This is a genomic window from Microbulbifer donghaiensis (assembly GCF_900129095.1).
Lineage (GTDB): Bacteria > Pseudomonadota > Gammaproteobacteria > Pseudomonadales > Cellvibrionaceae > Microbulbifer > Microbulbifer donghaiensis.
In genome coordinates, this window is sequence record NZ_FQVA01000002.1 from 337,455 (window position 1) to 351,775 (window position 14,321).

Genomic DNA, 14,321 nt, shown 5'->3' on the forward strand with positions numbered 1-14,321 from the left:
CGTATTCAGAACTGCAGCCGGGACATGGACCGGCAGCGCAGCTGTGCGCAGCGATTGCTGAATCAACAGAAAAGCGATTTTCTTCAGCAGGTGCCGACCATTCCGCTGCCGGCCGCTATTGGCCTGGCGTTCGTCGGGGGTTTTGTCGCCGAGCGTATCCTTAAAACCTCGGCCCCCTCACGTCTGTGGCACTACTATCTGACCTGGCGGGCATTTTAATCCGGCAGTGGTAATCGCCCTCCACGTGCACGGACACCACCCTCCAAAGCCGCCACTTTGACCCCAGCGCCGGCTCCGCTAAAGTTATGGCCGTAGCAACAGGTTCTACTGCCATGACTCCCAGTACCCCAATCCCGGCCACGTCGGCACCAGCGCCCACGCAGCAGGCCCCCACGGCCGTTGAAGAGGCTGCGGAACGCCTCGCCGGATTTATCCACCGCCATCCGCGCCTGCTGATTCTCACCGGAGCCGGTGTCAGTACGGACTCCGGCATTCCGGACTACCGCGACCAACAAGGCGCCTGGAAACGCAAACAGCCAGTGCAGCACCAGGATTTCATGGGAAGTGCGGCAACCCGCCAGCGCTATTGGGGACGCAGCCTGATTGGCTGGCCGGTGATTCGCAATTCCCGCCCCAATCCAGCCCACCGCTATCTGGCGGAGCTGGAGCTACGGCAGCACACGGAGCTGCTGGTCACCCAGAATGTAGACCGGCTCCACCAGCGTGCGGGCAGTGAGCGGGTGCTCGACCTGCATGGACGCGCCGACCAGGTTGTGTGCATGGCCTGTGGTTATCGCTGCGATCGCCAGGAAGTGCACGATCGCTGTTTTTCACTGAATCCAGCCTTTCAGCAATATCAGGCCGCCACGGCGCCGGATGGCGACGCCGACCTGGAGGCGGATTTCAGCAATTTCCACGTCGCCGACTGCCCAGACTGCGGCGGCATCCTGAAGCCGGATGTGGTTTTCTTTGGCGATAACGTACCCAAAGACCGCGTACAGCAAGCGCTGGATGCGCTGCAGGCCAGTGATGCGCTGCTGGTTATTGGCTCGTCACTGATGGTGTATTCCGGCTTTCGCTTCTGCCGTTATGCGCAGCAGTGGCACAAACCGATGGCGGCGCTGAATCTGGGCCGCACACGGGCTGACGACCTCCTGGATCTCAAGCTAAATGCGCGTATTGCCGAAACACTGCGCATTGCACTGGCTCGTCTGTAGCGCGCCGAAAGCACATCGAAAACGCTCGCCAAACCTCGTCTCACACATCAGAGTCAGACGGCATCATGCACAGCATCTCCCCGTACGGCCCACAAAAAATTGGCACTTGGTTTGCCACGCAAGAACTGATTTTTACCAAAATCTACTGACTGATCGCACGGCGCATATGCGCTTCGTCCTTCTAGATAGCTAATAAACCTGATCGTCCCAAGCGCCGGAGACTCCGCATTACCACCTGCTAGCCGTGCGATCTCCAGCCCCATCAATAAGATCTGCATCGCCGAGTAACATGGACATAATGGAAGAGATCAACGATACACGCACAGCAACCAGACAAGCCTCGCCGCGTGTATATAGCCCCGAAGAAACGCGCCTGGACGTACCACAAGATCCGCTTATCGAACGCAGCGTGACCGGCGCGCGAACACTGCTCGAATCCTGGGAGCGAACTGACCACAATGGCGCTCCCCGCGTTGCACAGGCCGCGGCGAATTTTTATCTACCTTCCCTGCCCAAATGCCCGGGGCACAACACGCCACATATCGTGCTGTGGGAAAAAGATGGATTACCCGACGGCATATTGATCGGACATCGCAGTGTCCGGCGATCCCGGCTATCGCTCGCCAAAATCCCCATCCCGATGCCGCGCCTGCGCCGGCTGGAGGTCACCACCGGCGGGCTCGAAACACACTCCCGTGAAACCGCCCGCCGCCAGGCGGCATATCTGCGCCGGCTCCTGAGATCCCGCGAATTCGACTGCATTACGATTTGCAACTTGCCACTGGATAGCGAAATTGGCCGTATCCTGAACGGCGGGCTGAGATTCCCCGGCGATGGCAAGCCCGACGTTGCAGGCCACTGGTTCACTGAACTGACCGACGAACGCGGGCACCCCATCGTCTCTCATTCCGCAAAAACACGCGGCTCCTTTCGGCGCATGGACCGCAAACTGTGCAAGTTGTTTGCTGACCGGGTGGAACTGCGCGAATTCCACGCTCCTGACCAGGTAAAGGAATTCATCTCTGCGGCGGCGCGAATCGGCGAGTGTAGCTACCAGCACGCTATGGGTGTCGGTGTGCAAAATGATGCATCGTGGCGCGAAAAACTCAGGCTTTACGCAGATTACGGCAGCCTGCGCGCCTACCTGCTGGTGGGCGATGGCAAACCCCTGGCCTACGCGGTGGGCGCTCTGTGGGGCAATACCTATTCGGGAATTGCGACTTCTTTCCTGCCGGAGTTTGCCACTGTATCACCCGGAGGCTATCTGCTCCGCAGGATGATCGAACAATTTCAACAGGCGGGCATTCGCTGGTTCGACCTTGGAGTTCCGGACTACGACTACAAGAAAGTCTACGGCACCCTGCGACGGGAAGTCGCAACATTTTGTTTTTTTGCAACAACACCGGCAGCAAAGACGGCGACCTTACTCGATAGCGGCGTCGCGAACTTACGGAAAACCGTGCGTCGCTTACGATCGAGCAAGGAGTGACATGCCGGTTGCGGCGCGAATTGCGGCGGTAAAATACAAGTTGCCAACTGCGCGCTCCTGCATCGGCGCCCCCGTGTGATTCGATGATCCCATGCATCCCACGGGCCATTTATCGCGGGCATCCACCGCCGTCAAATAGCGCTCGTCCGGCGATCACCCCAATTAACTATCTTCACTATCGCCGAGCTTATCCTGGGTGCGGGTTTCGAAATCTGAGGCGTGATGGCGCTCGTGCAACTGGGAACTCGGTTCGCCCCAGGTGCGATTGACCATGCGGCCGAGCTGCACTGCGGGTCGCTCGGCAATCTCTTCGGCCCAACGCACCACATTTTTGTAGGCGTGCGCCTCGAGGAATTCGGCTGCCTCATAGACCTTGTTCTTGACCAGTGCGCCGTACCAGGGCCAGATCGCCATATCGGCAATGGTGTATTCACGGCCGGCGATGTACTGGTGCTCGGCCAACTGCCGGTCCAGCACGTCCAGCTGCCGCTTCACCTCCATGGCATAGCGGTCGATCGGGTACTCATATTTTTCCGGCGCATAGGCATAGAAATGGCCGAAACCGCCGCCGAGAAACGGTGTACTACCCATCTGCCAGAACAGCCAGTTCAGCGTCTCCGTGCGCTGCGCCGGTGTGTGCGGCAGGAAGGCGCCGAATTTCTCTGCCAGGTAGAGCAGGATGGAGCCGGACTCGAACACCCGAATCGGCGGGTGCATGCTCTGGTCCACCAGCGCCGGAATCTTGGAGTTGGGGTTGATGTCGACGAAACCGCTGCTGAACTGATGCCCCTCGGAGATATCGATCAGGTAGGCATCGTATTCGGCGCCATCCTGCCCCAGCGCCAGCAGCTCCTCCAGCATGATGGTCACCTTTACCCCGTTGGGTGTTCCCAGCGAATACAGCTGCAGCGGGTGCTTACCCACAGGAAGCGCCTTGTCGTGGGTCGGGCCGGCGATGGGGCGATTGATATTCGCAAACTGCCCGCCGCTGGCTTTGTCCCAGGTCCAGACTCTGGGCGGGGTGTAGGTTTTGTCCGTCATACATTGACTCCGCTTTGATGTATTTGGCCGACCGTGTGCACCGAACAGAATATACCGGCCGATGCAGCCCACTGACATACGAATACTGCCACAGGGAATAGCCAGTTATACCAGTTCGGGCCTGAGGCCCGCGGTGACACGGGGTCACCGGCGAGTGGCAACATATCGCGAAACATCAAACGCCGTCATTGCTCAATACTGGAAAAGAATTGCGGAGATCTGCGCTAGATCACCCCAACTCAAACGTGGTGATACCGTAGATCCTTTCCATCGGCTGCTGCGGGTCTTCGCCTGAATACATGCGCGCAGTCTCAAACACCATCTCCATCTTGTGCCGCTCTACCAGTGCCAGGGCGTGCGCATTCGATTCAGGAATGTCCAGAAATACCTGCCGACCTGTCGGCACACTGGCCGTCAGCGCCTGATAGAGCCGCTCGGCAATGTCGGAGTTGTCCGCGAACAACGGCCCTATCTTGTAGCCTTCCTGGCAGGTGCGCAGCACCCCGTAGCCGCGCAACTGTTCGTCCTCGACGCACCCGAGCGCCACCGAGTCCGGCTGGTTGATCCAGACACGCAGGAAGGCATCGCGCGGCCCGGGAAACAACTGCCGATCGTAGGCCACCAGGCTATCGAAGGGCACCCAGGACAGCGGCACGACCGCGTGCGTGTCCGGTGCCGCGCCGACCGCCTGTCCGGTCAGCCCGAGGTAGCGCATATTGCGGTAGGCGAGTATGAAGCCGGATTTGCGGTAGCTTTCCTGCATGGCAACCACCCCATCGAGGCCCATGTTTCGCTGCCCCAGATGCTCCATCGCCACCCTGGCGAGTTGCTCCCCATAACCCTCACCGCGGTGCGCGGGATCGACGATATAGAGGCCGAGAAAGCCGAAATCCTCGCCATAGCGCACAGCGGAAACACAGCCAACGGGCTGGTCGTCGAGCAGGCCGAGAAAGAAACCCTGGGGATCCGCCGCATAGAAGCAGCCGGCATCGTGCAGCCCCGGATTCCACCCCTCCCGCGCGGCCCATTGCAGCGCGATGTTCAGTTCGGATGGTTCCATGGGCCTGATGGTGAACCTGGAAGTTGCCATATCAGAGCGCCTCCCGCCGCAAATTAACAACTCCCATTTATTATGGTCGTCGTCGCAGTGACGGCAGTGAACCGCACCAATTCGGCGCCCGTGTTGAAGGCACCCCGGCACTCCCCCATAATACCGGCCCTGCGCGGCATTCCACGGTCGCTCGAGGCCCGGTGCTAGTCTGATTAGGCACCGAACGGCTTTCCGACCTCGGTTCGCAATACCTCCGCCGCACGATTCAAACCGGACTATCTATGACCGAATTTGCCGTCATCCTGCTCAGTACCATTCTGGTCAACAACTATGTGTTGGTGCAGTTTCTCGGCCTGTGCCCGTTTATGGGGGTTTCCAACAAGCTGGAGACTGCGGTGGGCATGGCGGGGGCGACCACCTTCGTACTGACGCTGGCGTCCATCTGCTCCTATCTGGTGAACACCTACCTGCTGGAGCCATTCGGTATCGAATACCTGCGCACCATCTCTTTCATCCTGGTAATTGCCGTGGTGGTGCAGTTCGCGCGCATGTTTATCGAGAAGACCAGCCCGCTGATGTACAAGGTCCTGGGCGTCTTCCTGCCACTGATCACCACCAACTGTGCGGTGCTCGGCGTCGCCCTGCAGAACACCATGAAGGCGCACACCTTCGTGCAGTCCACCCTCTATGGTTTTGGCGCCGCCGTGGGTTTCTCACTGGTGTTGATCCTGTTTTCCTCGATGCGCGAGCGACTCTTCGCCGCGGATGTACCGGTGCCGTTCAAAGGCGCTGCGATCGGCATGATCACTGCCGGTCTGATGTCGCTGGCCTTCATGGGCTTCAGCGGACTGGTTTAGGGTTGCGCGATGCTGGACTGGCTTAACGAAATCTCCACACCACTCCTGATTCTCGGCGGTATGGCGCTGGCCTTTGGCGCGCTGCTGGGATTTGCCGCCGTGCGCTTCAAGGTGGAAGGCGATCCGCTGGTAGAACAGGTGGATGCGCTGCTGCCGCAGACCCAGTGCGGCCAGTGCGGTTACCCCGGCTGCCGCCCCTACGCCGAGGCAATCGTGCATGGCGATGCCATCAACAAGTGCCCGCCCGGCGGCCAGGCGACGATCAACGAGCTGGCCAACCTGCTCGATATGGAGCCGATGCCGCTGGACGCCGAGCACGGTGTCGAAGACGTAAAAAAGGTGGCCTTTATCCGCGAGGCCGAGTGCATCGGCTGTACCAAGTGCATCCAGGCCTGCCCGGTGGATGCCATCGCCGGTGCGGCCAAATATATGCATACGGTGATCGTCGACGAGTGCACCGGCTGCGACCTGTGTGTCGAGCCCTGCCCGGTGGACTGTATCGATATGGTGCCGCTGGAATCCTCCCTGCAAGACTGGCACCCGGATAAGCCCATCGACGGCGTGCAGCTGATCGCCAGCGACAGGCCGCAGCGCGGGACCATCACCAGTGATAGCGCCCGCGGCGGCAACAATAAGAGGGACGCAGCTTGAGCCCGGAACAGGAAAAGGTCAGCGCCACACAACAAAGAGAAGAGCGCCGGCAGTCAGTCGAGGAGCGCCGCGCTGCCCGTGAGCAGATGCTGATCGCCAGTGAAAAGGCGCGCGAGCTGCGCCCGAACGACTTCCCCGGTGGCGTGCACCCGCCGGAAAACAAGCACCAGTCCACCGGCGAACCCATCGGCTCCATTGCACTGGCGGAGGACCTGGTCGTGCCGCTGCTGCAGGGAGCCGGCGCCACCTCACTGCCGCTGGTAAATCTCGGCGACTATGTGATGAAAGGCCAGAAGATCGCCGAGGCGGACGGCCTGATCAGCTGCCCTGTGCACGCACCCAGCTCCGGCAAGGTAGTGGCCATCGAACCCTGCGCGGTGCCGCACCCTTCCGGCATGCCGGCGGACAGCATCGTGATCCGCACCGACGGCGAGGAACGCTGGTGCGAACTCGAGCCCTGTGAGGACTTCCGCCAGCTCGAGCCGGTAGAACTGCTGGAAAAGATCCGCGAATGCGGCATCGCCGGCATGGGCGGCGCCGGCTTTCCCACCGCGGTCAAACTGGATCCCCACGGCGGCGCCGAGATCGATACCTTGATCGTCAACGGCACCGAGTGCGAACCCTATATCACCGCCGACGACATGCTGATGCGCGAACGCGCCGCGGAGATCATTGCCGGTGTAAAAATACTCGCCTATATCCTCGACGAGCCGGAGCGGGTGCTGATCGGCATCGAGGACAACAAGCCGGAGGCGATCGCGGCCATGCGCGAGGCGGCGAAGGACACCCGCTTCGATATCGTCGTCTTCCCGACCAAGTACCCGTCCGGTGGCGAAAAGCAGCTGATCCAGATACTTACCGGGCGCGAGGTACCCAACCAGGGCCTGCCCGCCAATGTCGGTATCGTCTGCCAGAACGTGGGCACCGCCCGCGCGGTATACCGCGCAGTGCGCTTCGGCGAGCCGCTGATCAGCCGCGTCACCACCGTGGTGGGCGAAGCGCTGGAGCGGAGCCGCAATATCGATGTGCCGATCGGCACCCCCATTCACCATATTCTCCAGCAACACGGCGCCCATCGCGGGCGAATGCAGAAAGTGATCATCGGTGGCCCGATGATGGGTTACACCATCGACGACGAAAACGCCCCGGTGATCAAGACCACCAACTGCATTCTGGTGCCCACCGCGGAGGAGCTGCCGCCCTCGCCGCCGGCCAAGGCCTGTATTCGCTGCGGCTTCTGTGCCGAGGCCTGCCCGGCCTCATTGCTGCCGCAGCAGCTGTACTGGTATGCGCGCGTCGAGGATCGCGAGAAACTGCAGGCCTATAACCTGTTCGACTGTATCGAGTGCGGCGCCTGTTCCTATGTATGCCCCAGCACCATTCCGCTGGTGCAGTACTACCGCGCCGCCAAGGGCGATATCCGCATCGCCGAGGCGGAAAAGGAAAAATCCGACCGCGCCCGCGACCGCTTCGAGTTTCGCAAACTGCGCCTCGAGAAGGCGGAAAAGGACAAGGAAGCCAAGCGCGAAGCGCGGCGCAAGGCCGCCGAGCAGGCCCGCCAGCAGCGCGAACAGAGCCCCGAATCGCCGCAGGCCACTGCCGGGCGACAGGACGCCGACATGGTTGCCGCCGCCCTGGCGCGGGTAAAGGCCCGCCAGGAAGATCCACAGCAGCAGCTGGCCCGCGCCCAGCGTTCGCTGACCAGCGCCGAGGGCCGCGTCGAGCGCCTGCGCGGCAAGCTGGAAGGGGCCGAGGGCAGTCAGCGCGACCAGCTGGCGGCACAGCTCAAGGCGGCCGAGCTGAAACTGCAGGAAGCGCGACAGAAGCTGGACCAGGTGCAAGCCAAGCCCTCCGCGGCGGCGGATGCCGTCGAGGTGCAGGGCGCCGTCGCAGCGCCGGAAGAGAAGTCCAAGGCGCAGATGGCCATCGAGAAAGCCAAAGCCGCGGCCGCAGCCCGCGCCAGCATGACTGATGCGGACAAACTGGCCGCCGATATCGAGGCGCTGAAAGCGCGCGTGGCCAAGGCCGAGGCACGACTGGAAAAAGCCCGCGCAGAAAATGACAGCAACGTCAGCGCCTTCGAGGCGGCACAGGAAAAGATGCAGAGCAAACTGGAAGAGAAGATGCGCGAGCAGAATCAGCAGCTGGGTGGGGAAAAATAATGGCACTGATGCGCGCCACTTCCCCCCACGCCCGCTCCGGCGACGACTCCGCCAAGGTAATGCTGCAGGTGGCGGCCGCCTCCATTCCCGGGGTGCTGGCGCTGGTGATCTATTTCGGCATCGGCGTGCTGATCAATATCGCCCTGTGCACAGTGACCGCACTGGCCTGTGAAGCGGCGGTGATGAAGCTGCGCGGCCGCCCGGTCGGCTTCTACCTGCGGGACTACAGCGCACTGGTAACCGCGCTGCTGCTGGGAATCGCACTGCCCCCCTACTGCGCCTGGTGGCTGCCAATGATCGGCAGCGCCATCGCCATAGTGCTGGCCAAGCACCTCTATGGCGGCATGGGCTATAACCCGTTCAATCCGGCCATGGTCGGCTACGTGGTGCTGCTGATCAGCTTCCCGGTGGATATGACCCGCTGGGTCGGCCCGGCGGAAGTCATCCAGGGCGCGCCCAGTATCGGCGAGGCCTTCGCGCTGGTATTCGGCAACTTCAGCGTGGATGGCTTTACCCGCGCCACGCCACTGGAAATCGTGCGCCTGAACGAGTCGGTACTGCTGTCACGCCTCTACGAATTGGAGCCGGTACTCAACAAGGGCACCATCGCCGGACTCGGCTGGGAGACCGCCAGCATCGGCTTCCTGGTCGGCGGCCTGTTCCTGCTGTACCGGCGCATCATCACCTGGCATGCGCCGGTGGCCATGCTGGTGGCCTTGACCCTGATGTCACTGCTGTTCTACGACAGCGGCAGCTCGCTGTCCGAGGGCTCTCCCGCGCTGCACCTGTTTTCCGGTGCCACCATGCTCGGAGCCTTTTTCATCATTACCGATCCGGTCAGTGGCGCCACCAGCAACAAAGGCCGACTGATTTTCGGCGCCGGCGTCGGCCTGCTGACCTATGTGATCCGCGCCTGGGGCGCCTACCCGGATGCCGTGGCGTTTGCCGTGCTGCTGATGAACTTCGCCGCGCCGACGATCGACAATTACACATTGCCGCGGACTTACGGCCACAAGCGAGCGCGCCACGCCACCGACGTGGAGGAGCAGTGATGCTGAAGCAATCGATGGCGACGAATGCGGTAGTGCTGACGCTGTTCGCCCTGGTCACCGCCGGCACCCTGGCGGTGACCCAAATCACCACCCGCGAACCGATAGAGCGCGCCATACGCGCGGCATCGGCCAAGGCCCTGCTGGAGATCATTCCACTGGAACGGCACAGCAATGACCTGCTGGTGGATACCTACCCGGTGCCCAAGCCCTACTGGGGCCAGCTGGGCTTGCACGACGGTGGCGATATCAATCTGGCGCGGGAAGAGGATGGCCGCATCTCCGCGGTGATCATCCCGGCGGTGGCGCCCGATGGCTACTCAGGCCCGATCAAGCTGCTGGTCGGTGTGAACCGCGACGGCACCGTGGCCGGCGTGCGCGTGACCAGTCACAGCGAAACCCCCGGCCTCGGCGACAAGGTGGACCTGAAGAAGAGCGACTGGGTGCTGCAGTTTAACGGCAGGTCGCTGCAGGATCCGCCCGGAGCCCAGTGGAAGGTGCAGAAGGACGGCGGCGACTTTGACCAGTTTACCGGCGCAACCATTACCCCGCGCGCGGTAGTAAACGAGGTGCGCCAGGTACTGGAGTTCGTCGCCAAGCATCACGAACAGATTTACAGCGCGCCGGTGTCCAAGCGCGCCGTGGAAGTGGAGCAGCCCGGGGGCGCCGAGCCCGAAGCGGCGGAACCCGACTCGGAGAAGAACTGATGGCTAGTCCTGGCTACGGGGAAATCACCCGCAATGGCCTGTGGAACAACAACCCGGCACTGGTGCAGTTACTGGGCCTGTGCCCTCTGCTGGCAGTGACCGGATCGGTGGTCAATGCCATTGGTCTGGGCCTCGCCACCACCGGCGTACTGGCCTGCTCCAACCTGGCGGTGTCCCTCGTGCGTCACCAGATGCCGGACACCGTGCGCCTGCCGGTTTCCGTGATGATCATCGCCACCTTCGTGACCTGCGTCGAGCTGCTGATGAAGGCCTTCACTTACGAGCTTTACCTCGTGCTGGGTATTTTCATCCCCCTGATCGTGACCAACTGCGCCATTCTCGGCCGCGCCGACGCCTTCGCCAGCAAGAACCCGGTACTGCCATCACTGGTAGACGGCTTCATGATGGGAGCCGGCTTTACCGCCGTGCTGATCGTTATCGGCGCCGTGCGCGAGATCCTCGGCCAGGGCACGCTGTTCGCAGACATGGACCTGCTGCTGGGACCGATGGCAAAAGACTGGGCCATCCCGGTGCTGGGCGGGAACTATCCCGGCTTTCTGGTGGCGGTATTGCCGCCCGGGGCTTTCCTGGTAGCCGGACTGCTGATCGCGGCCAAGAACGCCATCGACGCAGGCATAGAACGCCGTCGCAGCCAGCAGATCAAGGTAGTGCCGGGCACCAAGCGGGTGCGTGTTACCGGCAAAATAACCTGACCAAGAGCCTCCTCTGGCGGCAGTGGCCGAACGCTGCTGCCGCAGATCACTCGCTCCACATCCACCCTGTAAGACACTGTAATGGCATTGGCACTACATTCGACATTGCGGCGGTAGCCATTTCCGATTGTTTCGCTAGAATGGGACGCCCGATCAGGATTCACATCGGCAACGAACAATAAAAACAAGGAAATCGCTATGACTGTGGACAATGGAAAGTCTGAACTTGTTTACCACGGCCGCCGCGCCCAGCGCGCCGACAGCCGCCAGCGCCGCAAAGCCATTCTCGAGGCCACCCTGCGACTGATCGTCAAAGAGGGTATCCGCGGTATCCGCCACCGCGCCGTGGCCCGCGAAGCCAGCGTGCCGCTGGCCGCCACCACCTACTATTTCAAGGATCTGAGCGACCTGATCAGCGACTCATTTACCTACTTTGTCGAGCAGGGCCTCGAAGAAACCCGCCAGTTGCAGGAAGACAGCTTTGCCGCTGTGCGCAGCCTGCAGGCGGAGGAGCGCGCCTCTGGTGAGGGCCGCAAGCAGCTGATCCAGCAACTCACCCGCTTCATTCTCACCCATGTGCGCGCCCAGGCCGGAGACCGCGACCGCCGACTGATTGAGCTGGCCTTCCGCAACGAGGCCCTGCGCAACGAGCAGCTGACCCGCGCCATCCGCATGGCCAACCAGGCCACCGAGTCGGTGATCGGGGAGTTTTTCAAGCTGCTCGACCTGCCAGATGCCCAGGCGGCAGCGCAGATTGTTCACGGCACCATTCTCAACCTGGAATACCAGATTCTCAGTGGCGCCATAGCACTGGACTCCCCCCTACTCGAGCGCACCGTAACCATGATGATCCGGGGCCTGATTCCGGCAACGGTCACCGTTACCGAGATGGCTCCACAGAGCTGACCGCTGTCCGGCGCAGGTTTCTTCCGCGCCGGCACCCCCTCCCCCCACAGTCTCTTTCCCTGCGGTACGGCTCCCGAGTGCAGGCTAACCTCAATAGAAACCCGCAAGCTCTTCGCGCTAGGACTCCATGGGTACGCTACTTTGCCGTGTCGTTCACTGCACCCTGCTCACACTGCTATGCCTCGCTGCGCTTGCGTGTGAGCGGGCGGCGCGCGATACCACAGAAACCACAGAATCGGCGAAGACCGCAAAGAAAGACAGCGACACGCTCGGCTGGGCACCGCAAATCCAGGGCGAATACCCGATCGAGCTCTTTGACAACTACACCGAAACCGGCGACCTGGAGCGGATCCAGAAGCGCGGCCGCCTCCGCCTGCTGGTAGATCCCGGTCGCTCCAGTATGCTCAAACGTGCGGCAACGCAACAGGACGTCGAAATCGCCCAGGCGCGATTGATGGCGCAGAAGCTCGGACTCGAGCTGACGGTGCTGCAGGTCGCTCAGTTTGCCGACCTGATCCCACAGCTCAACGCCGGCAAGGGCGACCTGATCGCCAACAACCTGATCGTAACTGAGGGGCGGCGCGAGCAAGTCGAGTTCTCCGCACCGAGTGCAGAAATCCAACTTATGCTGGTGTCGGGGAAAGCGACGCCCGCAGTGGGTGACAGCGACAACCTCGCGGGCAAAACGCTGACGGTAACCGCAGGGACAAAATTTGTGGAGCGCGCCCAGGCTTTTGCCCGACAGCATCCTGGGCTGCAGCTCGACATCAGCGACCAGAACTATATGGACATCCTTGTCGACGTCGCTAACGGCAAGACCGACTTCACCATCGTCGATGAGCTGCTGCTGGAATTGACCCAGCAGTTTCGCGACGACCTGAAGGCCAACCGCATTTTTCCCGAAAAGTACGAATTGGCCTGGGCGATCCGTCAGAACTCACCGCAGTTGCTCGGGGCAGTCGACGACGCCGTGCGCCATATCCGCCTGACTCGCCCCAGCCGACGATCAACCGGCGACCTGGACGCCATCCAGCAGCGCGGTGTACTGCGCGCCGTGACCCGCAACCACCCCGGCACCTATTTCATGTGGAAGGGCCAGATTCTCGGCTTCGAGTTCAGTCTGCTGGAAAAATATGCCAACAAACTCGGTGTGCGCCTCGAAATCATCGTCGCGGAACGCCACGACGACTTTGTGCGCGCACTGCAAAACGGCGACGCCGATATTGCCGCAAGCCTGCTTTCTGATACTGAACGCCGCCGGCAAAAAGGCATGGCCTTCTCCAGCTCATATATCGACACGCCGACGGGCATAATCGCGCGCCGGGATGACACCATCGCATCCGTCGGTGAACTGGCCGGCCGCACTGTCTATGTCCGCAAGTCCGGCAGCCATTACGATACGGCCCTGCGCCTGCAAAAAACGGTGCCACAACTGCAGATAGAACTGGCGCCCGAGGAACTCGATATCCAACAGATCATCGATCGCGTTGGCGAAGGGAAATACGACCTCACCATTGCCGACGAAGTGTCCTACAAAATAGAAAGAGCCTGGCGCGATGATATCGCGTTCCCCCTGGAGCTGCCGGACGAGAAAAGCAGTTACTCCTGGATGCTGCGCGACAGCAACCCCCAACTGCTCGAGTCAATCAACGGCTTCTTTGCCAAGCGCAAAGTCGGCGATGTGCTGCCAACGCTTTATACCCGATATTTTGATCGCCCCAAACGCACGCGCGAGGAAATCACGCAACTGAGCAAGAAGGGCAACATCTCTCCATTTGATGATCTGGTGCGTAACTACGCCGAGCAGTTTGGCTTCGACTGGCGGCTGGTCGTCGCGCAGATGTTTCAGGAGAGCGGCTTCGACCCGAAGGCCAAGTCCTGGGTCGGTGCCCAGGGCCTGATGCAGGTAATGCCGGATACCGGCAAGCAGGTCGGTGAATCGGACTTATTCGACCCGCGCACCAGCATCAGGGCCGGAATCAAATATCTCGACTGGTTGCACGGCAAGTTCGTCAATCGGGGCTTAAACCCTGAGAACAGCATGTGGTTTACCCTTGCCGCATACAACGCTGGTCTCGGTCATGTATTCGATGCACAGGACCTTGCCGAACAGAAAGGCTGGGATCGCGACACCTGGTTCGACAACGTCGAGAAAGCCATGCTGCTTCTCGCCGAGCCAATCTATTACAAGCGCGCCCGCTACGGTTATGCCCGCGGTCAGGAGCCTTTCGACTATGTCCGCAAGATAGAGAACCGTTTTCGGCACTTTGTCAGCCTGCTGGACGCACACGACCGGCAACAGCAGGTAACTCGGCGCGCTCCCGGCGCTTCGATCTTTCCCGAGCGCGACCTTCTCTCTCCACTCTTCTCATACAGAATTCAGAGCCACGCGAAAACCCTGTCGGCAGGCAGCGAAGCAGCAGCGAGTTGGCGTCGGCTAGACTGAAATAATGTCTGCGAAAGTTTCCGCTGAGTCCT

The 14,321-nt window shown here is 61.4% G+C and carries 13 protein-coding genes; 11 read left to right on the forward strand and 2 right to left on the reverse strand.

Features of this window, described 5'->3' with window-relative positions; genetic code table 11:
* The first annotated feature begins 24 nt into the window (after positions 1 to 24).
* The 3 genes from BUC36_RS11760 (at position 25) to BUC36_RS11770 (ending at position 2,706) form a co-directional block, all read left to right on the forward strand.
* Positions 25 to 219, forward strand: a complete 195-nt coding sequence (locus BUC36_RS11760) for a hypothetical protein (RefSeq protein ID WP_073275335.1) — start codon at positions 25 to 27, stop codon at positions 217 to 219.
* 113 nt (positions 220 to 332) lie between these two features.
* The gene (locus tag BUC36_RS11765; protein WP_143186967.1) at positions 333 to 1,217 is read left to right on the forward strand and encodes an NAD-dependent protein deacetylase; all 885 of its coding nucleotides are present in this window, start codon (positions 333 to 335) and stop codon (positions 1,215 to 1,217) included.
* Between the two features lie 298 nt (positions 1,218 to 1,515).
* The gene (locus BUC36_RS11770; RefSeq protein WP_159436015.1) at positions 1,516 to 2,706 is read left to right on the forward strand and encodes a GNAT family N-acetyltransferase; all 1,191 of its coding nucleotides are present in this window, start codon (positions 1,516 to 1,518) and stop codon (positions 2,704 to 2,706) included.
* A 162-nt stretch (positions 2,707 to 2,868) separates the two neighbouring features.
* Here the strand turns inward: BUC36_RS11770 and yghU are convergent, their stop codons facing one another.
* Together yghU and BUC36_RS11780 are read right to left on the reverse strand one after the other, a co-directional pair.
* Positions 2,869 to 3,747 (reverse strand): glutathione-dependent disulfide-bond oxidoreductase, encoded by an 879-nt coding sequence (yghU, locus tag BUC36_RS11775; protein WP_073275341.1) that lies wholly within the window; start codon positions 3,745 to 3,747, stop codon positions 2,869 to 2,871.
* Between the two features lie 229 nt (positions 3,748 to 3,976).
* On the reverse strand, positions 3,977 to 4,837 hold the full coding sequence (locus BUC36_RS11780; RefSeq protein WP_073275343.1) for a GNAT family N-acetyltransferase: 861 nt from the start codon (positions 4,835 to 4,837) through the stop codon (positions 3,977 to 3,979).
* A gap of 242 nt (positions 4,838 to 5,079) precedes the next feature.
* Between BUC36_RS11780 and rsxA the strand changes: the two genes are divergently transcribed.
* The 8 genes from rsxA to BUC36_RS11820 all read left to right on the forward strand — a co-directional run bounded on the left by rsxA (position 5,080) and on the right by BUC36_RS11820 (position 14,289).
* Positions 5,080 to 5,655: an electron transport complex subunit RsxA gene (gene rsxA / locus BUC36_RS11785; RefSeq protein ID WP_073275345.1), complete on the forward strand. Its 576-nt coding sequence runs from the start codon at positions 5,080 to 5,082 to the stop codon at positions 5,653 to 5,655.
* A gap of 9 nt (positions 5,656 to 5,664) precedes the next feature.
* A complete protein-coding gene (rsxB, locus tag BUC36_RS11790) occupies positions 5,665 to 6,306 on the forward strand; it encodes an electron transport complex subunit RsxB (protein ID WP_073275347.1) in 642 nt (213 codons plus the stop codon).
* Positions 6,307 to 6,392: 86 nt separating this feature from the next.
* Positions 6,393 to 8,468, forward strand: coding sequence for an electron transport complex subunit RsxC (gene rsxC / locus BUC36_RS11795; protein WP_073275525.1), 2,076 nt, complete (start codon positions 6,393 to 6,395; stop codon positions 8,466 to 8,468).
* A complete protein-coding gene (gene rsxD, locus BUC36_RS11800) occupies positions 8,468 to 9,520 on the forward strand; it encodes an electron transport complex subunit RsxD (RefSeq protein WP_073275349.1) in 1,053 nt (350 codons plus the stop codon). Before rsxC ends, rsxD begins: the two co-directional genes overlap by 1 nt.
* Positions 9,520 to 10,224, forward strand: a complete 705-nt coding sequence (rsxG, locus tag BUC36_RS11805) for an electron transport complex subunit RsxG (RefSeq protein ID WP_073275351.1) — start codon at positions 9,520 to 9,522, stop codon at positions 10,222 to 10,224. Before rsxD ends, rsxG begins: the two co-directional genes overlap by 1 nt.
* Positions 10,224 to 10,937 carry an electron transport complex subunit E gene (locus tag BUC36_RS11810; protein ID WP_073275353.1) on the forward strand — a complete coding sequence of 238 codons (714 nt, stop codon included), beginning with the start codon at positions 10,224 to 10,226 and terminating at the stop codon, positions 10,935 to 10,937. The genes rsxG and BUC36_RS11810 overlap by 1 nt, the downstream gene beginning before the upstream one ends.
* Positions 10,938 to 11,135: 198 nt before the next feature.
* On the forward strand, positions 11,136 to 11,843 hold the full coding sequence (locus BUC36_RS11815) for a TetR/AcrR family transcriptional regulator (RefSeq protein ID WP_073275355.1): 708 nt from the start codon (positions 11,136 to 11,138) through the stop codon (positions 11,841 to 11,843).
* Between the two features lie 127 nt (positions 11,844 to 11,970).
* A complete protein-coding gene (locus tag BUC36_RS11820) occupies positions 11,971 to 14,289 on the forward strand; it encodes an MltF family protein (protein WP_073275357.1) in 2,319 nt (772 codons plus the stop codon).
* Positions 14,290 to 14,321 lie beyond the last annotated feature (32 nt).